Genomic DNA, 22,923 nt, shown 5'->3' on the forward strand with positions numbered 1-22,923 from the left:
GGATACAAGTAATTGTATTTATTGTAAATACGATATTCGTGATATTTAATATTGCAAAAAGAGTTATACTCAATGCTATAAAAATCATTTACGCATGAAACAGAAAATTATCATTTGGCTTTCAGTTATCCTTCTCCTAGCCATAGTGGCTTTTATGGTAAAGGATCTCTTTTATCAGTCTAATAGCAGCAATGACAATCCTTACGAATATAAGATGGATAAGCTAAGGCATATCGATTCATCTTTAATTGGCTATAAACAGTATAATTTGATAAAACCAGATATTGAGCAACTACATGGCATAGCAGTGGATAAATCGGATAATATCTTTATAGCGGGTAAGGATAAGGTAATCGTTTACAACAGTGAATTGAAAGAAAAATTATCTTTTAAAACTGGTAAAGAGGCTAAGTGCATTGCGATTGAAGATAATGGTTCAGTTTATTTTGGAATTCAGGATCATTTGGAAGTTTACGACAGTGTTGGAAAATTCTTGAAGTCATGGAACCCTGTAAACGAAAAATCAGTAATCACAAGTATTGCGGTAACTGAGAAATTTGTGTATGTAGCTGATGCGGGCAATAGAATTGTATATCAATATGATAAAACTGGTAATTTGATAAAGAAGATAGGTAAAAAGGATGTTGACAAAGGAATCCCCGGTTTTATAATTCCAAGCCCATATTTTGATTTGCTAATTGGTAGAGAGGGTGAACTATGGGTTGCAAACCCTGGACGACATTCACTTGAATCCTATAATGAAAAGGGTGATCTAATTTCATCATGGACTAAAACCTCGATGGATGTTGACGGTTTTTGCGGATGTTGCAATCCTTCAAATATTGCTATGCTTTCCGATGGATCATTTGTAACTAGCGAAAAGGCAATCGAAAGGGTGAAAATTCATCTCCCATCGGGAGAGTTTAAAACCGTTGTTGCTTCGCCCGAAAACTTTAATGAGGGAACAAAAGGGATTGATCTTGCAGTAGATTCAAAGGATAGGATTTTTGTGTTGGATCCTGTTAAAAAAAGTGTTTGTGTATATATCAAAAAGTAAAAGAGGTTTATGGATAGGCGGAATTTTATTTCAGCACTAGTAAGAGGTGGAATTATTGTGGGATTGACTGCAACTAGTGGTTATCTGCTATTTAAGAAGGAGGGTAATGCCTCCGGATGCAACTCCATTTGTAATGGGTGTAAAAGTTTGCCAATTTGTACTAAAGAGGAAGCTGTTAAGGTTAAGCAAGAGAATAGGGCAAAGTAACTATTAGAAAGAATTAAAGTATTACGAGCCTAAAGATTTTAAAATGGAAAGTTCTGATAATAAGAAAAGTAAAATAAGCCGTCGAGAATTTATAAATAATAGTGTTCGCTTCTCGATAGTTCTGGGAATTGGTGCTATAGGGGGAGGCCTGTTAACTCGATCGCATGCGCGCCAAATGGTATGGCAGTTAGACACATCAAAATGTATTCAGTGCGGACGATGTGCTACGAATTGTGTTAAAACCCCATCTGCTGTTAAGTGTGTGCATGTATATAGCATGTGTGGTTACTGCGATTTGTGTGGTGGCTATTTTAGACCTGAAACCAAAGAATTAACAACTGCCGCAGAGAATCAACTTTGCCCTACAAGTGCCATAAGACGTAAGTTTGTTGAGGATCCCTTTTTTCAGTATGATATCGATGAGAAACTTTGTAATGGTTGCGGTAAGTGCGTTAAGGGGTGTGGTGCTTTTGGAAATGGTTCGTTACAATTGCAGGTTCGTCATGACCTTTGCGATAATTGCAATGAGTGTGCTATTGCCCGCGATTGCCCTGCAGGGGCTTTCAGTCGGGTACCATCAGATAGTCCCTATTTATTTTCGGGATTTGATAGTAAAAAGAAAGGATAATAATTTTCAACTCTATCAGGGTTCTAAACCTTGACAGAGTTTTATAAGTTAAACTAATGAAAAAAACGGTAGCATATACAATACTCGCCCTTATAGTATCTCTGCAACTATATAACTCATTTGCTGTTCAGCGATTTCCAAAACCCGAGTTTGAATCGGGATATATACAGCCACCAACATCTACGCCAGATCCTAGGTCGGAAGCATTGGCAATTCTCGATGTTGTTGTGCTTATTGCCACTTTATCGACTATTACATGGATGGTTCTGAAAAAGCGTAATCGCAATGGGGTATTCTGGATTTCGATTTTCTCAATTGCCTACTTTGGATTTTTTCGCGAAGGATGCATATGTGCTGTTGGATCTGTGCAGAATGTAACATATGCTCTATTCAACCCTGCATATAGCATACCAATAACGGTTATCGCTTTTTTTGCTATTCCTATAATTTTCACAGTATTTTTTGGTCGTACATTTTGCGCTGGGGTTTGCCCTTTGGGAGCAATTCAAGATGTTTTTGTACTACGTCCAGTTACACTTAAGTCATGGTTACTGAAAGTACTTGGTTTGATTCCTTTTATCTACTTAGGTCTTTCTATACTCTATGCGGCAACATCAACCGATTTCATTATCTGCCGTTACGACCCATTTGTTGGATTTTTTAGGCTTAACGCCAGTTTTACAATGTTTATGCTTGGCGGAATCTTTCTTTTGCTTGGCGTTTTCATTGCACGACCATATTGTAGATTTCTTTGCCCTTATGGTGTTATTTTAAATCTTGTAAGCAGGGTATCAAAAAAACACTTAACTATAACCCCTGCTAAGTGCATACAATGTAAACTTTGTGAGAATTCATGCCCCTTTGGTGCAATCGATAAACCAGTTCAGGTTAAAGAGAAGGAGGAGAGTCATAGGGCTGTTCGAAGAATTATGCTGCTGACTGTAATTATTCCGTTGTTAGTTCTGATTGGTGGTTATGTTGGTTCACGATTTCATGAGAGTTTGGCTAGGGTTAACCATAATGTTCAACTTGCACAGGTATTGCTGAATCCAGATAAAAATCAACCCGAAAGTTTTGAGGTTACAGCATTTAAATCATCTGGAAAATCTACCGAGGAGTTCTTTAAAGAAACCGCCTCGATAGTGAATAAATTTTATATTGGGGGTTGGATTTTAGGAGGATTTTTAGGATTAGTTTTTGGATTGACTTTAACAAGTCTATCAATTTTTAAATATCAGGAGGATTATACCCCGAATAAGGGTACATGCCTCAGTTGTGCTAGGTGCGTTGATTTCTGTCCTGTAAAAGAAGATGAACTCTAAGACTCAACGCGTAAAAAATCTGCGTTTAAAAAAAATAAAATATGAGTAAATTGAAAAAAATTATCGAAAATGTTCGCCTTTGGAAAGGTGTAGCCATTGTTTCCGGAGTGTACTCTTTTATCTTCTGTGTACTAATTATTGCAAATTTTACCCAGATAAACAGGGTTGATCCAGTTAACACTAAAGTTTTAAACACGTTGGTTGAACGGTTGAAAGAGAATCCCAACGATAATCAACTTAGAGAAGAAATACGGGAACTCGACCTACTTGCCCGTAAGGCTTACTTTACCAATCAATGGCAAATAAAAAATGGAGGATATATGCTTATGATAGGAGTTCTTGTACTAATTATTGCTTTACAGTTTATTCGGTTGGCTACAAAGGGTCTACCTGTTGTTGATACTGAAAACGATGATAAATTATTATACACCCAGAATAAGGCTCGGAAGTGGGTTTCAATAGGAGGAGCAACTCTCGTTGTTGTTGCACTCGTATTTGCATTTATCACTCAAAATCAGCTAAAATCTACATTTATTAATGCAGCACAAGCATCTAATAATGAGGCGAAGAGCCAAGTATCAAACCCTCCTGCTGTTCAAGAAACAACTGAGACTAAAGTTGTTGAAACACCCCAAAATGTAACCGCAGAAGTTGCTGATGCTAGCAAGGAAAAGAAATTAGAGGTTGCAACAGCTAAAGTGGAGAAAAAAGAGCAGGTTCAACAACCACCAGTTTCTAATCAAGTAGTTACTGCGGTTAATTATCCATCAGATAATGAGTTAAAGAATAATTTCCCCAATTTTAGAGGATTTGGAGGGAATGCAATTGCATATCAAAAGAATATCCCCGTTAGTTGGGATGGTCCATCGGGACAAAATATTCTTTGGAAAGTAGCAATTCCGTTACCGGGCTATAATTCACCCGTTATTTGGGGCGATAAGATATTTGTTGCTGGTGCGAATGCCTCTAAGCGTGAAGTTTACTGTTTCGATAGGAATTCTGGAAAATTACTTTGGACAGCAAATGCCGATAATATTCAAGGCTCACCAGTAAAATCACCTGATGTACAGGGAGATACAGGTCAGTCAGCACCAACAATTTCTACCGATGGCAAGAGGGTTTACGTGATCTTCGCCAATGGCGATATCATGACAGTAGATATGAATGGCACAAGGGTTTGGGCTAAAAACCTCGGGGTACCGCAGAACCACTATGGCCATTCATCATCCTTAATCACTTATAAAAATCTAGTAATAGTTCAATATGATCAGCGAACAAACCCAAGGGTACTAGCCCTGTCATCAACAAATGGTGATGAAGTTTGGAGCACTCCTCGGAAAGTTAAAATATCTTGGTCGTCACCAATAATTGTGAATACAGGAAGTCGCACTGAGCTAATACTTGTAGCCGAACCATTCGTTACATCTTATGATCCAGCAACAGGCAAACAGTTATGGAGTATGGATTGTATTTCAGGCGAGGTTGGCCCATCACTTGCTTATGCCGATGGTGTTGTGTTTGCGCTAAACGAGTATGCAAGCCTAACAGCAATTAAGGTTGGCGATACTCCACAAAAACTTTGGGAGAGTTCGGATTATCTATCCGATGTTCCTAGCCCTGTTGCAACTGATAAGTACTTGTTTGTAGTTACAAGTTATGGCACAGTTGTTTGCTACGATGCGAAGACAGGAACGAGTTATTGGACAAAGGAGTTTGAAAATGGTTTTTACTCATCACCAATAATTGCGGAAGGTAAAATTTATCTTTTAGATAAACAGGGTGTTATGCATATTTTCAATGCTGATAAAACATACACTTCAGTAGGAGAGGCAAAATTAGGAGAGAAATCGGTTTGTACACCAGCATTTGCAAATGGAAGAATTTACATCAGAGGAGATAAAAATTTGTACTGTATTGGTAAATAGTTAATTAGTTAAGAGTGAAAGATGTTTTTAGGATGACCTTTCAGAGTCTAAAAGACCTGAAAGCGTCTAATTGGTTTGAAGTATGGAAAATGACATAATAAGAATTGTAGAAGAGAAGGGGAGAGCGGTTGAGGCGGTAATTCCAATTTTACAGGAAATCCAAAATCATTATAACTACCTTCCACAGGAGGCTTTACAAAGAGTTTGTGAAACAACGGATATCACTCCATCTAGGATATACGGTATATCTACATTCTATACACAGTTCAGGCATAAACCGGTAGGTAAACATATCATCAAGGTGTGCGTTGGAACTGCATGTCATGTTAAGGGTGCAATGCTTGTGTACGATTCTTTCCGACGAAATCTTAATTTAAAAGATAACGAGGATACCGATTCGGAAGGTCAATTCACCATCGAAAAGGTTGCTTGCTTAGGATGTTGTACAATTGCCCCTGTGGTTCAGATAGGTAGCATAACATACGGACATGTAACTTCTGAGACAGTTCCAGAAGTTATTTCAGATTTTCTTTTAGCAAAGAATGGACATTCTACTGGTGTTACTGTACCTTATATAGATAGTAAAGAGATTCAAGGCGAGATAAGAATTGGTTTAGGTTCATGTTGTGTTGCAAGTGGTAGTTCGGGAGTTAAAGAGGAACTTGAGAAAATACTTCTTAAGAGTAAGATAAATGTAAACGTTAAACACGTTGGATGTGTTGGTATTTGTAATCAGGTGCCAATGCTTGAGGTTCATAAACCGGGAGAATCGCCATCATATTACACTAAAATTAAACCCGATGAGGTTAGAGAGGTAATTCATCGTCATTTTAAGCCTCACAACCTATTTAGCAGGATAAAGAGCAATGTTTATAGTTTCTTTGAGGACTTAGTATTTGACAGTGCGCCAAAATCACTTCGACGATACTCATCAGAAAATACGGATACTCCAGTTGCTGAATTTCTTCAAGGGCAGATTAATATTGCAACTGAGCATAGAGGGGTTATCAAACCTAGTGATATCAAAGAATATAAAAAACTGGGTGGATTTAGTGCATTAGGCATATGCCTAAAAGTTAAAACTCCATCAGAGGTTATAGATATAATCAAGGGTAGTGGTCTGAGGGGAAGGGGTGGAGCAGGTTTCCCTACGGGTACTAAATGGCAATTGGTAGCGAATGCAGTTTCGGATAAGAAGTATGTTATCTGTAATGGTGACGAGGGCGATCCTGGTGCTTTTATGGATAGAATGCTACTTGAATCATACCCATTTAGGGTGATTGAAGGAATCATAATAGCGGCCTATGCCGTTGGTGCAAGTGAGGGATTATTCTACATTAGAGCTGAATACCCGTTGGCATTGATTCGGATACGTGAAGCATTAAGTATTTGCGAAAAAGAAGGTCTTCTTGGCAAAAACATTCTTGGAACCAATTTTTCGTTTAACCTAAAAATCTTCGAGGGAGCTGGGGCTTTTGTTTGCGGTGAGGAGACAGCATTAATTGCTTCTGTTGAGGGTAAGCGGGGTTATCCAACAATGCGTCCACCTTACCCTGCCAACGAAGGACTCAGGGGAAAACCAACTTTGATAAACAATGTTGAAACCTATTCCATGGTTTCGTGGATTATTAGGAATAGTGCGGAATCATTTCATAATATTGGAACAAAATTCAGTAAAGGAACTAAAGTTTTTGCGCTTGCAGGTAAGATAAATCGCGGTGGTTTGATTGAAGTTCCCATGGGAATTACAATTAGAAAAATTGTTGAGGACATTGGAGGTGGTATTCCTAATGGAAAGCAATTTAAGGCTGTTCAGATTGGTGGCCCATCTGGGGGATGCATTCCTGCCTCAATGGCAGATACTCCAATTGACTATCACTCATTAATACAGGTTGGCGCGATGATGGGTTCTGGAGGTCTTATTGTACTGGATGAGACCGATTGTATGGTTGATATCGCAAGATATTTCCTAACCTTTACCCAAGACCAATCATGTGGAAGGTGCACATTCTGTCGCATAGGTACAAGAAGAATGCTTGAGATTCTCAATAAGATAACTAGTGGAAAGGGAACTTTAGCTGATTTAGATACACTGGAGAAACTTGCAGCGAGTACAAAGAGAGGCAGTATCTGCGGGTTAGGTAAAAGTGCTCCGAATCCAGTACTCACAACACTAAAGTATTTTAGGGATGAGTACGAGGCGCATATCAATGGTCATTGCCCAACGGGTAAGTGTAAGGAGATGATTACATACGATATCACCAATGAGTGTATTGGCTGCACAAAATGTGCACAGCGATGCCCATCGGATGCAATCAAAGCAAAACCTTACGAATTGCACCATATCGATACCGAGAAATGTATTAAATGTGATATATGCAGGGAGGTTTGCCCTGTGAATGCTGTAATAACAAAGTGAAGAATAATGAACAAGGATTAACGAATGATGAATGTAGAAGTGGCAGATCATCATTCTTAAATCGTTAATCCTTGTTCTTAAATCAAAATAAGAAATGAATAAGTTCGATTTAGAAGAACGATTAATCGATTTTGTTGTATTAATAATTGAATTGACTAAATCAATGCCAGCCTCAAAAGCATCAAATCACTTGATTGACCAAATAATACGTTCAACATCTTCATCTGCATTGAATTATGGAGAGGCTCAAAGTGGTGAGTCAAGAAGGGATTTTATTCATAAAATAAAAATTGTTTTAAAAGAGTTGAGAGAGAGTTATGTTTGTTTGAAAATTATTTATCGCGCAAATCTTTATACCGATAAATCTCAGATAGAAAAGGCCATGCACGAAAACAATGAATTAATTTCAATCTTTGTGAAAAGCGCAGAGACTGCTCAAAAAAACATGTCGAATAAAGGATCGCATTGAAAATTATAAAATGATTCATCTAAAAATAAATAACCAAGCAATTACAGTTCCTGCTGGAACTAGCGTCCTTAATGCTGCTAAGTCAATTGGGGTTGATATTCCTACAATGTGTTATCTCCAGGGAAATAGCAATCATCCATCGTGTATGGTTTGCATTGTAAAGGATATAAGATCAGGGACTCTATTCCCTTCATGTGCCATGCCTGTAGAACAAGAAATGGATATCATTACCAATGATGACGATGTTCGGAATGCCCGCAAGGATGCACTTGAACTGCTACTCAGCGACCATGTTGGCGATTGTGAGGCTCCATGCCGAACAGCTTGCCCTGCATTTATGGATATCCCACAAATGAATAGGCTTATCGCTCAAGGTAAACATCTTGATGCGTTAAGAGTTGTGAAAGAGGAGATAGCACTGCCATTTATTTTAGGACATATCTGCTCAGCCCCATGCGAGAAGGTTTGTAGGAGAAAACAGGTTGATAATCCAGTATCTATTTGCCTTCTGAAAAGATTCACTGCTTTTAACGATTCTAAAAATCAATTAGCATTTCTACCAGAAAAAAATCAAACAACTAATAAAAGGATTGCAATTATTGGGGCAGGACCATCTGGCCTTGCTTGTGCATTCTATCTTTTAAAACTTGGTCATAATTGTGTGATATTTGACTCAAAATTAGAAGCTGGGGGAACATTACTTCAGGTTTCTGAAAATGAGTTGCCCAAAGAGGTTTTGAAAGTTGAAGTAGATTTAATTAAAACCTATGGTGCTGAGTTCCGACTCAACACAACTATAACCCCAGAAATTATTAAGAATGAGATTAAAAACTCATTTAATGCAATTGTGTTTGCAACGGGTGATATCACCAAATCAAATCTAAATGATTTTGGGTATAATGTTAGTAAAACAGGATTAGTAGCCGATTCAGATACTTATGCACTAGATGGAACAGGAGTATTTGCTTGTGGAAGTGTTTTACATCCTCTAAAAATGGCTGTTAAGGCTGTCGCACAGGGAAAGGAAGCAGCATTTTCGGTGCATAAATTTTTAGGAGGGATACCTGTTTCTAATAGATATGATAGATTCAACTCCAAGTTTGGACTCCTTCAACCATCAGAGATTGCCGAATATTTAAAAGAATCAATTGCTGATGATGTAATCACCCCCAAAGGAGGAAGATTGATAGGCTTTACAGCCGAAGAAGCAATGCTTGAGGCTAAGCGATGTATGCATTGTGATTGCCGCAAACCCGATACGTGTAAACTCAGGTTATATGCCGATGAGTATAAGATTGACAGAAAAAAGTATTCCTTAGGTGAGCGTAAAACCCTGAAAAAGCACATTCAACACGAGACAGTTGCTTATGAGCCTGAAAAGTGCATACGCTGTGGTCTTTGCATCGAAATAACATCCAAGAATAAAGAATTGACAGGCCTTACATATATCGGACGAGGCTTTGATGTTAGGGTGGATATTCCATTTAACCGGGAATTAAGCCAAGCTCTAACCCAAACTGCAAAAGATTGTGTTAATGCTTGTCCTACTGGAGCGATATCATTTAAAAAGCAAGAGTAAATTAGTATGCTATTTTGCAGTAAATAAAGTAAATTCCGCATCCCCTCCTTTTTTAAGGAGGGGCAGGGGAGGTAAATTTATCAACATGCAAGTTCATAATAGAAAAGAATTAAAAACTAATCGTAGAAATCTACGTTCCAATTTAACTCCTGCTGTGATAAGATTATGGAAATGTCTTCAAAACAAACAACTTGATGGCAGAAAATTTAGACGTCAACATAGTATTGGTAATTACATTGTAGATTTTTATTGCTCAGAAGAAAAGATCGCCATAGAATTGGATGGTGATGTTCACTTTAATCCAGTGAACGAAAAATATGATATTCAACGGGATGATTATATTAAATCATTAGAAATAAAGGTTATTCGTTTTCGAAATTGTGAGGTTTTTGAAAATATTGACAATATTTTAAATGGAATACGGGAGTGTTTTAAATAGTTTACCACCCCTGCCCCTCCTAAAATAGGAGGGGATACAAGCAACAAAGTTATTTTATATGAGATATTTAGTAATTGTATTTTTATTCTTGAATCAAATTTTAGATGCTCAGGATAACTCCAATTGGCCATGCTTTAGAGGCAATCCATCACTTACAGGTTATTCGAACGTGCAGCTACCAAAAACACTAAAGTTGCTATGGACATTCAAAACCGAGGATGCAATTAAATCATCACCAATAATTCAAAATGGCAGTATCTACATCGGCTCAAACGATGGTTATATCTACTCAATCTCTGATAAAGGGGTATTGAATTGGAAATACAAGTCGGCCACATCAATTGAATCACCTCCTCTTTATCTTGATAATACTATTTATGCTGGTTCGCTTGAGGGTACAGTATATGCATTAGAGGCAAAAACAGGTAAATTGAAATGGGAGTATAAAACCGAAGGTCAAATCTCAGGCTCGGTAAACTGGGTGATATCTCCAGATAAAAAGAGTAAGAGGCTTTTTGTTGGAAGCTATGATTTTAACTTTCATTGTATTGATGCTGCTACTGGCAAATCGGCCTTTAAGTTCGAAACCGAAAATTATATCAATGGAACACCATCAAGTAATGGAGAACTATCTGTTTTTGGTGGTTGTGATGGGAATTTATATCTATTAAATGTTAACACGGAGAAACTTGATAGTAAAATTGAAATAGGAACCTATATGGCTGCATCCACCGCAATTGATGGGGGTAGAGCATATTTTAGTAATTACGATGGTAAAGTTTATTGTGTAGATTTAGCCTCAAAAAAAAATATATGGAAATATGATGGAACTGCCCCATCTATCTCCTCTCCAGCAGTTTCCGGTGATAGAGTTGTTATAGGCTCACAGGATAAAAACGTTTACTGTTTCGAGAAATTAACAGGAAAACTGCTATGGAAATTTAAAACGTTGGGTAAAGTGGATAGCTCACCAGTAATTGCAAGGGATGTAGTAGTGGTAGGTTCGGGCGATGGACGAATTTATATGATAGATTTGAACAAAGGTGAAAAAATTTGGTCTTACGAGATAGGAAAACCCATTACCAGTTCGCCAGCAGTTATTAAGAACATGGTAGTTATTGGTTCGGAGGATGGGAGTGTTTATGCTTTTGGGATAAAATGACTTAATATCGAAAAATGAATGAAGAATAAAGATTAACGAATTTCGAATTCAGATGTATCATAGAATACAATCTTCTTAAATCAAAAATCGTTAATCCTTGTTCTAAAATCAAATTATAAACAATGAAAGTAGTCAACATAGTCCCCGGTTTTGGCGGAACATTCTATTGCGGAAACTGTCTTCGCGATAGTGCCTATGTAAAATCATTGAAAGCAGAGGGTCACGAGGCAATAACATTGCCTTTATACCTCCCATTAACTTCAAAGGATTATACGTCCGAAAATGATATTCCCGTTTTCTATGGTGCGGTGAACATATATCTAGGCCAGAATTTCCGCCTTTTTAGGCGTATGCCTAAATGGCTGCACAACTTTTTTAACTCTCCGTTTATCCTAAGATATGCAGCCAAAAAATCGGGTTCAACCCGTGCTGCTGGTCTTGAGGAGATGACCATATCGATGCTAAAAGGCGCAGATGGCTTTCAAAAAGATGAACTTGATGAGCTGATCTATTTTTTAAAACATCACGAAAAACCCGATGTCGTTCACCTTTCGAACGCTTTACTATTAGGCCTAGCCAGAAAGATTAAAGATGAATTACAAATTCCAGTGGTTTGCTCCCTTCAGGATGAGGATGTTTGGGTTGATGCAATGGATGAGCCATACAGGAGTAGAATATGGAAGTTGATGGGAGAAAAGGCATTCGACACCGATGCCTTAATCGCAGTTAGCGATTTTTTTGCAAAGCAGATGAAACAAAAAATGTCGATCCCTAATGAAATGCTCCATGTAGTTCATATTGGTGTTGATCCATCAAAATACTCTGTTAAAGTTCCAAACCTTGATGTACCTACTATTGGATACCTTTCGAGGCTTAACAAGGAGAATGGCTTTGAGATTCTTGTTGATGCATTTATTAGGTTAAAAGAGAATCCAAAATTTAGCAATGCTAGACTTAAGGTTACTGGAGGTAAAACAGGAGATGATGATAAGTTTATAAGTCGACAAGTTGATAAGCTAAAAAGGGAAGGCTTTCAGAATGATATTGAGTTTATCGAGGATTTTAGAACTGAATCATTGGGCAACTTTTTTGAAGGATTAACGCTTTTATCAGTACCCGTTCTTGAAGGTGAAGCGTTTGGGCTTTACCAGATTGAATCGTTAGCATCAGGAATACCTCTGGTGCAACCCAGACTAGGTGCTTTTCCTGAGATTATTGAGGCATCTGGGGGCGGAGTAATCTATCAACCTAATACATCAGAAGCTTTGGCTCAAAAACTTGCCGAAGTGCTATCAGATTCTGAGCAGATAAAGTTGATGAGCATCAATGGTCGAAAATCGGTTGAGGAAAAATTTAATACTTCAATTCTTATCCAAAGGATGATTGAAGTTTATATGTCGGTAGTTAATAAAAACTGAACGCAAAGGCACGAAGACGCAAAGTCTTCTTAGCGCCTTGGCGTCTTAGCGTTTAAATTTTAGATATATGATAATCGAACTAAACAAGGTTGGCAAATCCTATATAAATCCCGGAACAAATATCCATCGTGATGTTTTAGCGGATATAAATTTTCAGGTTAACTCTGGCGATTCAATTGCTATTGTTGGCCCTTCGGGCTCGGGGAAAAGTACACTGCTAAATATTATTGGAACACTGGATACTCCATCATCTGGAATTGTTAAATTTAAAGGAGATGATGTAGTTTCATTTGATGAAAAGCGATTAGCACAAGTTAGGAATAGGAGCATTGGCTTTGTATTTCAATCTCACCACCTTCTTCCACAGCTTAGTTTGATTGAGAATGTGTTAGTTCCTGTTATCCCCAATGTAAAGGTCAATGGCAAAGCCATATCTGCAAGAGCAATGGAATTGCTCGATAGCGTTGGTCTTGCGGATAGAATTCATCAACGCCCCGGACAGCTATCGGGAGGAGAATGTCAGCGAGCAGCATTGGTAAGGGCTTTAATTAATCAGCCAGAGCTTATCCTTGCCGATGAACCAACCGGTTCTCTTGATCAGGATTCTGCTGCTCAACTTGGCGACTTGCTATTAGATATCAATAAAAAGCATAATGTAGCCATTGTTGTAGTAACCCATTCGTTGACCCTTGCTGAAAAAATGAAAGCAATTTATCGTTTATCGCATGGGAAATTGGAGTAGTATTATAAACTTAGCGTCTTGGCGCCTTTGCGTTAAAGTATTTAAACGCTAAGACACAAAGACGCAAAGAAAAGAAATATGACAGTAATAAAATTCATCATACAAAGCATCCGATTTTATTGGCGTCAGCATCTAGCAGTGTTTCTTGGAACTGTTATTAGTACTGCTGTCCTAACAGGTGCTCTAATTATTGGTGATTCTGTAAAGATGAGCCTTAATAAACTTGTTGATGTTCGTTTGGGTAAAACCCGTTTTGCACTTCAAGCAGGCGACCGTTTTGTTCGTGCTAAATTGGCATCCGAAATAGGCGTAAAGATGAATACCGCAACAGCATCACTTCTTATGGTTCAGGGAATTGCTATAAATCCTGAATCAGAGTCTAGAATAAACAAAATTCAGGTAGTTGGCATTGATAGTAGTTTTTGGAAACTTTCAGATATTAAAATAGATGACTTATCAAGTGATGAAGCCATAATTAGCACTAATATCTCACAAAAACTGAACATTAAGGTTGGTGATGAATTCCTACTAAGGGTTGAAAAAACAAGCGTAATCCCTCTCAATGCACCTTTTTCACAGGATATTGATCCATCTGTTGCCATACGACTTAAGGTCAAATCAATTACAGATGATAGCAGTATGGGACGATTCAGCCTAAAGAGCAATCAGGCAGCACCCTACAATGTTTTTATCTCAAGAGATATTTTATCAAAAAAACTTGATTTAACAGGTAAGGCAAACGTAATTCTAGTTGCTGATAACCTCAATGAGATTTTATCCGATAAAGATGTAAACAACGCTTTTAAGGAGACTTTTCAACTGGAGGATGCAAGTATTAGGATTCGTGAACTAAGCGAATCAAATAGGTACGAGATTCTTTCTGAGAGGATTTTTATTGATGAACCGATTGCAAAATCTATTCTTAATCTTAATATTCCTCACGAAACGGCACTGACCTATCTTGTAAATGCTATCAGTTTTAAAGGCAAAGAGACACCTTACTCCTTTGTATCAGCGGCATCAGCACCCATAGTTGATGAAAATCTCAAGGATGATGAGGTTGTTGTGAATGATTGGTTGGTAAAGGATTTAGGAATTCGCGTTGGTGATTCAATCTCTTTTAAATACTTTATAATTGGTTCTTTAAGAACCATTAAAGAGGTTGGAAAGTCTTTTATTGTTAAGGGTGTTGTTCCCACGCACTCTAGTCTTATTAATAATTCATTGATGCCTCTTTTCCCCGGATTAGCTGATGCTGGTAGTTGCCACGATTGGAATACTGGTGTCCCAATCGATTTAGATAAAATAAGGGATAAGGATGAAAAGTATTGGAACGAATATAAGGGTACTCCAAAAGCTTTAATATCAATGCAAGCAGGATTGAATCTTTGGGGTAATAAATTCGGAAATTATACATCTATCCGTTTTGATAAGAAAAAAATTCAACTTGAAGAGTTAAACCGCGATATTCTCAAAAGCATAAAACCCGAAGATATCGGTTTGACTTTTACACCTGTTTATACTCAAGGGCTGAACTCAGCCAATAATTCAGTAGATTTCGGAAGTTTATTCCTTAGCCTTAGCTTCTTTGTTATTGCCGCAGGAATACTTCTTACGGTGCTGATTTATTCTCTAAATACAGAATCACGCAGGGAGGAAATTGGAATCCTTTCAGGTTTGGGATTTGAGCGAAAGTTGATAGTAAGAATTCGATTTGGAGAATCAATCCTTGTTACTTTGTTGGGCGGTATTGTAGGTTCCTTATTGGGTATCCTTTACAATTATGGACTCCTATGGGGATTAAACTCAGTTTGGCAGGGTGCAGTCCGAACCAGTAATTTGGAAGTATTTATACAACCTACAACTGTATTAATTGGTGCGATTAGCGGAATTATTATTGCGTTGATATCAGTCTACATTGTAACCCGACGAAAGCTAAAGCAACCAATAGTTACATTGATTAAGAGCGGATTCGAAAATCCTTTAAAAGTTGCTAAAAGATATCTTAGCCTAGATAAACTTATTGCTATTGTTTCAATAGTAGGCGCAGTTGCAATATCCATCTATTCATTGTTTTTACCGGGAGAAATAAATGCCGAGATGTTTCTTTCAGCAGGTGGCTTGTTTCTTATCGGATGCATTGCTTTGTTTGGTTGGTATCTGAGGGTTGCAAGGGTTCGGATGCATACAACACCTCTTAGTTTTACCCAACTTGCCCTGAAAAATGCTGGGAGAAGTAAGAATAGGAGTCTTACAACAATAGCTCTTTTAGCCCTTGGAACTTTTAGCATCATTATTACTGGGGCAAACCGAAAGACTTTTTATGGAGTCGAAAACCTTCGTCAATCGGGTACTGGCGGATTTTTATTTTGGACTGAAACCACATTGCCAATTCAGTACAACTTGAATACTCCGAATGGTAAAATTAAGTTAGGTTTAGATAATGAAGATATTCTGAAAGGAGTTGATTTTATACAAATCCATGGTCTATCAGGTGATGATGCCAGTTGTCTAAATCTTAATCAGGTTCAGCGACCTAGGATTTTGGGTGTAAACCCAGAGACATTTGGTAGTAGGCATTCTTTCTCGTTTGTTGGCTATCATAATGGAGTTAACACAAAAAATACATGGCTTGAGTTAAAGAAGAGTTTTGGCGATGATGTTATTCCTGCAATTGCAGACCAAACGGTTATTACATGGGGTCTTAAAAAAGCGGTTGGCGATACTTTGGTTTACCTAAACGAATCTGGGAAAAAAATAAAACTGCTACTGATTGCTGCCCTCGATAACTCTATTTTTCAAGGTAACTTACTGATTGCCGATAGTCTGTTTGTTAAGAACTTCCCATCCTCAAGCGGTTCAAGGATTATGTTGATTGATGCTCCCTCTGCAAAGCAGGAGCAGCTTTCGCAGCTATTAAACACAACCTTTACAGATTATGGTATTGAACTTACTCCAACTACAGCACGCTTAGCCGAATTCAACTCAGTTGAAAATACCTACCTAACCGTTTTTATGGTTCTCGGCGGGCTTGGTGTAATCATTGGCACTTTTGGGTTTGGCGTGGTTTTGCTCCGCAATACCCTCGAACGCCGCTCCGAAATTGCCCTGATGACGGCTATAGGTTATAGAAAGAGCCAAATATTTAGGCTAATATTTATCGAGAATCTATTCCTTCTAATTACAGGGCTTATTTGTGGAATAACATCAGCATTTATAGGAATTCTACCATCAATCCTTTCACCTTCATTCACAATGCCTGCAGAGTTTATTTCAATCCTCGTTTTAATTGTCTTTATAAGCGGTGTAGTTTGGATTTACTTTCCGGCGAGAAATGCGATAAAAGGGAAAATAATTAGGGGGTTGAGGGAGGAGTGATTTTCAACCTCCAGAACCCTAAGTCATCAATCCTTGTTCTTAGATATATTAGATCTAAGAACAAGGATTTACGATTTTAGAAATAAGATTGTTATAGCGAACCGATATTACTTCCTTTCAAAACAGAACAAATGATGTTGACCTCTTACAAAGATTAACCCATCCGAAATTGCTGGGGTAGCCATACATATCTCGCCAATAGGATTTATTGTAATTTGCTCGAACTCTGGACCGGCTTTAACTACAATGATACCCTTTTCTTCGCTGGTAAAATATAATTTTCCATCAGCGGCCACTGGCGAAGCAGTGAATGCTTGCCCATCTTTTAGTGTTTCTTTGTACTTCTTCTCACCAGTATTAGCATCATAACAGGTTAGTGCACCATTGTTACCCAATGTATACAAATAACCATTGTATGCTATTGGAGTTGGCATATAGGTGCCGCCTCGTTTAGTGCGCCATTGAATAAATTGACCGGAATTTAAACTGTCTGCAATCGAGATATTACCAGAGCCTCCCGGTTTAATTGCATAGATAGGTTGAACAGGTGGATAACCGCCAGTTACAAATATCAGATCATTATGAGAAATAGGCGTCCCTACAGTAACTTCTGAATTGGGTGATAATCTCCATAGCTCTTCACCAGTTTTTGGATTATATCCCCTAATAAATTTAGAAGAATTTGTAATCAGCTCATCACGGGTAGCACCTTGATATATTGTTGGAGTTCCCCATGATGATATCTCCTCACGTTTGGTTTTCCATACTTCATTACCAGTCTCTAGATCATAAGCAGCTATAAACGATTCCTTTGATCTATCACATTGTACAATTACTGTACTCCCATATATAATTGGAGAACTTGCATGTCCCCATTGAGTTTCCTCCTCAAAGAACCAGCCTGCATCTAATATCCCAAGATCTTTTCTCCATTTTTCATTCCCTTTTAAATCGTAACAAACCATACCCTCAGATCCAAAAATCGCAACAACATACTCGCCATCAGTTGTTGGGGTTGAGTTTGCCTGAGTTCCCTTTGGATGTCTTTTAACTCTTGGTATTCCTTCATACGCTTTCTTTTCCCAAAGAATCTTTCCGCTTTTCTTGTCGATACAATACATTTTCCAAATATGAGATGAATTGTCCTTTGCAGGTTCAACATCACCATAAAGGCCTACTCGATATTCAGCAGTTGTATCGCTACTCAAAGCGGTAGAAAGAAAAACCTTGTCGTTCCAAATAATAGGGCAGGAATGGGCTAGCCCCGGGATGTATGTTTTCCACATTAAATTTGTCCCTTTGGTAGCATCAAAGTTCAAAGGAGGGAATTGTCCATCGGCTATTCCATTGGCTTGATTTCCTCTAAATGATGGCCAGTTTAAAGGTTTTACAACTTTACCCGTTAAATCTACAAACTCTTCCTTCTTAACAGATGTTTCAGTTTTCGGCTGATCAACAACTTTGAAAAATTGGGTAGTATTTCCTCCTTGATTTACTGTTAGGCTTATGGGGATATTTTGAACTATTTCAAACGAAACGGTAATTCCCGAAACATCAGTTAAAGTGTATTTATTTCCCTCTTGTAATGAAAGGGTATATTCTGGGCTACCATTAAAGCTAACAGTAAGATTTGATTCTTTGATATTGGTAACAATCCTGCTTTCATCTTTGCTTTTATATACCCCAATTAAAGATTTATTAATTTCCCCTTTTGATTCCTGTTTCTCAGGTAGTTTAGCACCGACTTGTGTTAGGGAAGCAATTATGCTCTCGTTTTTTGATGCAGTTGCAGAAACTAATGCCTTTGAGAGTGACGCATCACTAAGTTTTGTGATTTGTAGGATTTGTGAAACTATTTTGGAATTTCCATTTCTAATAGCTGTTAGCAAAGCATTATCTACGCCTGCTGCCCCTTTTTCAATTAGTAACTTAACGACTTCTGGAAGTTCGCCATAAACAGCATAGATTAAAGGTTCATCTGTGCTTATATCGGCACCATGATTAATCATGCTTTTAATAATTTCAACATTATTTTTGATAAGAGCCCATAGAAATGAAGAATATCCGTAAAATGAGTCCTTAATATTTGGATTGGCTCCTCTTTCAAGAAGGAGATTAACCACTTCAAGATTACCTTTATCGGTAGCAAACATTAATGCAGTGGCCCCATACGGAGTTTTGACATTTACATCGATGCCTTTATCGAGTAATTCTTTTAACGTTTTAGTGTCGTTATTCTTTGCTGCTTTCCAGAATATTTCATTCTGATCCTGCGCATAAAGGTTTGTCGTAAAAAGAAATACGAGAATTAGATTTAAGATGGTTTTTGGATTCATAAGCATTTTTTTATTAGTAATAGTGCCTTTTTTAAATATTTTTATCAAAAGTAGCTTTTTAGTAAATATAAGAATTTGATATTGTCTATTTTCTTTAAAAAGTTAATAAAGCAAAACATTTCCAAAATTTGCAGTAGGGTATTTTCATGCTTATTTGTATTATAATCAAAACGCAATAAATCAATTATAATAACTTAAAAAATATAGCCATGATTAACTACATCACTTACCGAAAAGTTAATGTGTCAAATAATGAGGTATTTATTCTAAAAGCAGTTGCTTTGAGCATGATAATAGCATTGATTTGTTTGCAATTAACCCTTTAACTCGATTGAACCCTTTGTTTTTGATGCAAAAAACCTGACCGGAGGAGTAACTGATAACAGGAAATTCTATTCAGCAAAAAATGATGTATTTTCCAAAAAAGAAGGAAATATGGTATTAAAAATTTCAACTATTCTATTTCTGTTCATCGGTGGTGCTATACCAACGAGAAACATGGCACAGACGTTTTCAAATCAAAGTTCACCTTTTGGGATAACTACGCTTTCCACAACAAGTAATACAATAAGTTTTGCAAATGAGGTTGGTGCTAAGTCAGTTCGACTAGCAGGTCCGCAGGCAATTGTATGGGATCGGGTAAAATCTCAAGGATGGAGTGAAAACGATAAAATAATAAATGATTTGTACAATAGCGGTTTTGAAATCTCAGTTGTTGTTCTTGGAGGAAACCCTGTTGCATCAGGAAATCTCGATGAATATTCAAAGTTCATAAGCGAGATGGCAGAACGATATAATGGTGACGGTATTAATGATGCTTCCGGAAGTCCTATAGTCACTTATTTTGAAATTGACAATGAACCTGATCTTTATGAGCCTAACGAAAATTCTGACTGGCACGGAAATTTAAGCGAGACAAAAGATTATGCCTTGGTGCTTAAAACTGCATACGAAGCCATTAAATCAACAAGCCCTAATGCAAAAGTTGCCATTGCGGGGGAAGCTTTTGCAGCACAAAACAGCAAGGTATATTATGATTCAATATTGACAGAACTTGATAAGCTAAAAACGAATGGAGATGATAGATATTTTGATGTATATAACTTTCACTATTACGGATTTTATTATGAATACCTTGCCAACCAGATAAGCGATGTAAAATCACTTTTATCAAAACATGGTTGTTCTAATGTCGAGATAATAGTTACTGAAACAGCAACATATTCAGGAACGTCAATGTTTGGAGGAATATCGAATAATATGCCTTATCAATCAGAAGAACAACAAGCAGAAAGCCTAGTCAAAAGATATGTTTACTCAAAAGCTAATGGAATAGATAAAATATATTGGTATATGCAACACGCCGAAAATGGGCTCTCTTCATCGAGTGGTAGCAAACTTCTTGCATATTATTCATTTAAGAAGATGACAGATATTCTTGAAGGAAGTGAATGGACTAACATTGTAAAAATCCGAGAGGATACGGTCAATAATATTTTCATCTACAAATTCACAAAGAATGGCAACCCGATTTATGCTGCATGGTGGGATTACTTTAATAGTATAGGATATAATTCAGGGGATAGTATGGTGGTAACTATCAGCGGACTTTCTTCAATTGCGGTAATGGTTATTCAGGCCGTTCCTAAATACACTTCGGGTATCAATATTACTGATTACAATGCGGCTTTTGTGAAAAATACTGAGAATGTTCAAAATAGCAGTGTAACATTTTACATCAAAGAAAAACCTGTCTTTGTAGAGGAATTAAATACAACTTCAATTGATGAAATGAAAGGTGGCAATTCGGTTAAAGTTTATCCCAATCCTTCTAACTCCACTATCAACTTGCAGCTGCCAGAAAACAATTGCCAAATAAAAATTTTTGATGTGATGGGAAATCTCGTCTTTGAAAAAACGTTACACTCTAAACAGGAAACCTTAACCTTGAACCTGCCAAAAGGCATGTATTTTTGCCAGATAATAAACGAACAAAAAATTATTTCAGTTAAAAAAATTATAATCCAATAAAAATGAAATTTTTTTTAACTACAATTTTTATCATTCTACTTTCAGCGAATCTAAGAAGCCAAAACACAAACGCAGATTCACCGTTTGGAATGGATCCTGCACAAATAGTTAAGACCGGTTATTTTCAGTCACATTTTGCTGATGCGCAAACGTTGGGTGTCAAGTGGAACAGGCCGTCTCGATTTCTTTTTTGGAGCGAAGTTCAACCTAACTTAAATACATCAACTCTCATTTTTGGCTTTTATGACACTTACTTTGGTGAAGTTCCAATTGGCATAAATATAGTTGCAAATGTTGCGCCAGCACCAAACCCGGTAACAAATTATACTCTACCAAATTCGTATCTACCGATCGATACAGTGAAGTATATAGCTTTTGTGAAAGCTGCTGTTGAACGATATGACGGAGATGGTGTAAATGATATGCCCCAATTGAGCAACCCCATTTTATATTGGCAGGTTGGTAACGAACCAAATTGCATAGTGAAACAAGATTTTGCAAAACTTCAGAAGATGACCTATAAAGCAATTAAAGAGGTTTGTCCACAATGCAAGATTCTTATAGGGGGGACTGCCCAGCCGATTCATTCGGGACAAGGATTTACTACAAACAAAGATGATTACATCACAGGATTCAGCAACACTTATAAACCTATACTGCAAGAGTTAAACGGTGGCGGATTTGATATTTTTGACTTTCATTGGTATGGAAATGCAACGGGTGACTACAAATTAATTCAACCGGTTTATGAACATCTGAAATTAATTTTAGATTCGTTTAATTTCAATAATATTCCGATTTGGATTACAGAAATGGGCTCTTACAGCGGTTTTCCTGCAAGTGAAGCAGGAACTCCGTATTCGTATCAAACTGAATTGCAACAAGCAAGTGATTACCTAAAGCGGTTCGTTTTTTCGCTATCGATAGGCGTTAAGAAAGTATTTCCCGCCTTTGGACTGATGGAAGGACTCACGAATACGGATGGATATTTTGACCATACAGGCTTTATCTATGACGGTGTTGGAAGTAATGATCTTGGGCTGGGTGAGAAAAAACTCTCATATTACACCTACAAAAAGATGGTTGAAATTTTGGAAGGAAGCAATTGGTCTAACATTGTAACTGTTCAGAATGATACTGTTAATAATGTTTTCGTCTACAAATTTACAAAGAATGGTAACCCGATTTATGTTGCATGGTGGGATTATTTTAGTAATAAAGGATATAATCCTGGTGATAGCATTAAAATAACAATTAATGGACTTTCATCAACTGCAAAAAAATCCATAACTCAAGCAATTCCTAATGATACTTCGGGGATAAGCATTACGAATTACAACACAGCTTTTAAAATTGATACTGTAAGTGTTCAAGGGAACAGCGTATCATTTTATCTTAAAGAAAGACCCCTTTTTGTGGAAGAATTAAATACAACTTCAGCTGATGAAACAAAAGGTGATAATGGGGTTAAAGTTTATCCCAATCCTTCAAACTCCACTTTCAACTTTCAGTTGCCCGAAAGCAATTGCCAAATAAAAATTTCTGATGTGATGGGAAATCTCATTTTTGAGAAAACTCTATCCTCTAAACAGGAAACCTTGAATCTGAATTTAACGGGAGGGATATATTTATATCAAATAAGAAATGAACAACAGGTAATTGGAAATGGGAAACTCATAATTCAATGACCTTTTGAATTCTAATGCTTTTTTCAATCCCCTGAAAAATATAAAATTCTTTATAGAGAATTTAAAATTGATGCCTCTAGTAAACTTGCAAATTCGTATTGCGTATGAAAACAGATCCTCTTA

16 protein-coding genes are annotated in these 22,923 nt (G+C 37.2%); 15 read left to right on the forward strand and 1 reads right to left on the reverse strand.

Translation table 11 applies throughout. The features are described 5' to 3' along the window. The first annotated feature begins 94 nt into the window (after positions 1–94). The 13 genes from HOO91_02490 (at position 95) to HOO91_02550 (ending at position 16,745) form a co-directional block, all read left to right on the forward strand. A complete protein-coding gene (locus HOO91_02490; protein NOU16411.1) occupies positions 95–1,057 on the forward strand; it encodes a hypothetical protein in 963 nt (320 codons plus the stop codon). Positions 1,058–1,066: 9 nt separating this feature from the next. Then, positions 1,067–1,264 (forward strand): hypothetical protein, encoded by a 198-nt coding sequence (locus tag HOO91_02495; protein NOU16412.1) that lies wholly within the window; start codon positions 1,067–1,069, stop codon positions 1,262–1,264. A gap of 43 nt (positions 1,265–1,307) precedes the next feature. Further along, the gene (locus HOO91_02500) at positions 1,308–1,892 is read left to right on the forward strand and encodes a ferredoxin (GenBank protein NOU16413.1); all 585 of its coding nucleotides are present in this window, start codon (positions 1,308–1,310) and stop codon (positions 1,890–1,892) included. 56 nt (positions 1,893–1,948) lie between these two features. Then, positions 1,949–3,214, forward strand: a complete 1,266-nt coding sequence (locus HOO91_02505; protein NOU16414.1) for a 4Fe-4S binding protein — start codon at positions 1,949–1,951, stop codon at positions 3,212–3,214. Between the two features lie 41 nt (positions 3,215–3,255). Next, the gene (locus HOO91_02510) at positions 3,256–5,139 is read left to right on the forward strand and encodes a PQQ-binding-like beta-propeller repeat protein (protein NOU16415.1); all 1,884 of its coding nucleotides are present in this window, start codon (positions 3,256–3,258) and stop codon (positions 5,137–5,139) included. 82 nt (positions 5,140–5,221) lie between these two features. Beyond that, positions 5,222–7,558, forward strand: a complete 2,337-nt coding sequence (locus tag HOO91_02515) for a 4Fe-4S binding protein (protein ID NOU16416.1) — start codon at positions 5,222–5,224, stop codon at positions 7,556–7,558. 94 nt (positions 7,559–7,652) lie between these two features. Next, on the forward strand, positions 7,653–8,027 hold the full coding sequence (locus HOO91_02520) for a four helix bundle protein (protein ID NOU16417.1): 375 nt from the start codon (positions 7,653–7,655) through the stop codon (positions 8,025–8,027). A 10-nt stretch (positions 8,028–8,037) separates the two neighbouring features. Then, positions 8,038–9,606, forward strand: coding sequence for an FAD-dependent oxidoreductase (locus HOO91_02525; GenBank protein NOU16418.1), 1,569 nt, complete (start codon positions 8,038–8,040; stop codon positions 9,604–9,606). 85 nt (positions 9,607–9,691) lie between these two features. Then, entirely contained in the window at positions 9,692–10,045 is a 354-nt protein-coding gene (locus HOO91_02530) for an endonuclease domain-containing protein (GenBank protein ID NOU16419.1), read from the forward strand. A 58-nt stretch (positions 10,046–10,103) separates the two neighbouring features. After that, entirely contained in the window at positions 10,104–11,207 is a 1,104-nt protein-coding gene (locus HOO91_02535) for a PQQ-binding-like beta-propeller repeat protein (protein NOU16420.1), read from the forward strand. A gap of 122 nt (positions 11,208–11,329) precedes the next feature. After that, a complete protein-coding gene (locus HOO91_02540; protein ID NOU16421.1) occupies positions 11,330–12,625 on the forward strand; it encodes a glycosyltransferase family 4 protein in 1,296 nt (431 codons plus the stop codon). Positions 12,626–12,692: 67 nt separating this feature from the next. Beyond that, complete coding sequence (locus HOO91_02545) at positions 12,693–13,367, forward strand: ABC transporter ATP-binding protein (GenBank protein NOU16422.1); 675 nt, start codon at positions 12,693–12,695, stop codon at positions 13,365–13,367. Between the two features lie 78 nt (positions 13,368–13,445). Further along, positions 13,446–16,745, forward strand: coding sequence for an FtsX-like permease family protein (locus HOO91_02550; GenBank protein ID NOU16423.1), 3,300 nt, complete (start codon positions 13,446–13,448; stop codon positions 16,743–16,745). A 107-nt stretch (positions 16,746–16,852) separates the two neighbouring features. On the opposite strand, the gene HOO91_02555 is transcribed toward HOO91_02550, so the two are convergent. After that, positions 16,853–19,081: a PQQ-binding-like beta-propeller repeat protein gene (locus HOO91_02555; protein ID NOU16424.1), complete on the reverse strand. Its 2,229-nt coding sequence runs from the start codon at positions 19,079–19,081 to the stop codon at positions 16,853–16,855. A 435-nt stretch (positions 19,082–19,516) separates the two neighbouring features. Here HOO91_02555 and HOO91_02560 point away from each other — a divergent pair, with 435 nt between their 5' ends. Both HOO91_02560 and HOO91_02565 read left to right on the forward strand, forming a co-directional pair. Continuing rightward, positions 19,517–21,112 (forward strand): T9SS type A sorting domain-containing protein, encoded by a 1,596-nt coding sequence (locus tag HOO91_02560; GenBank protein NOU16425.1) that lies wholly within the window; start codon positions 19,517–19,519, stop codon positions 21,110–21,112. Positions 21,113–21,114: 2 nt separating this feature from the next. After that, entirely contained in the window at positions 21,115–22,800 is a 1,686-nt protein-coding gene (locus HOO91_02565) for a T9SS type A sorting domain-containing protein (protein ID NOU16426.1), read from the forward strand. Positions 22,801–22,923: the final 123 nt, after the last annotated feature.

It is taken from the genome of Bacteroidales bacterium (genome assembly GCA_013141385.1).
In the GTDB taxonomy this organism is placed as follows: Bacteria; Bacteroidota; Bacteroidia; order Bacteroidales; family Tenuifilaceae; genus UBA8529.